Origin of the sequence: Mycobacterium arosiense ATCC BAA-1401 = DSM 45069 (assembly GCF_002086125.1) — a bacterium.
GTDB classification, from domain to species: domain Bacteria; phylum Actinomycetota; class Actinomycetes; order Mycobacteriales; family Mycobacteriaceae; genus Mycobacterium; species Mycobacterium arosiense.
Genome location: NZ_MVHG01000347.1, coordinates 1 through 247 on the forward strand (window position 1 = coordinate 1; position 247 = coordinate 247).

Annotated in this window: 1 protein-coding gene; it reads left to right on the forward strand. The window is 59.9% G+C overall.

What is annotated here, in order from left to right:
- The coding region (locus BST14_RS32150) for an MBG domain-containing protein (protein ID WP_142279727.1) at positions 1–247 on the forward strand (247 nt) is incomplete at both ends.

Consider the following 247-nt stretch of genomic DNA (forward strand, 5'->3'; position numbering starts at 1 on the left):
CAACTATGCGATTCAGCAGGGTGGCCTGGGTCTGGTCAGCGGTAACTATGACCTGGCTTACCAGGGCAACAACCTGACCATCACCAAGGCGCTGCTGAATGTGATCGCCGACGCCAAGACCAAGGTCTACGGCGATGCCGATCCGAGCCTGACCTATCAGGTCAGCGGCCTGAAGAACGGTGATACCGCCGGTTCGATCCTGACCGGTGGGTTGAACCGCGCCGCAGGCGAGAACGTGGGTGTGTAT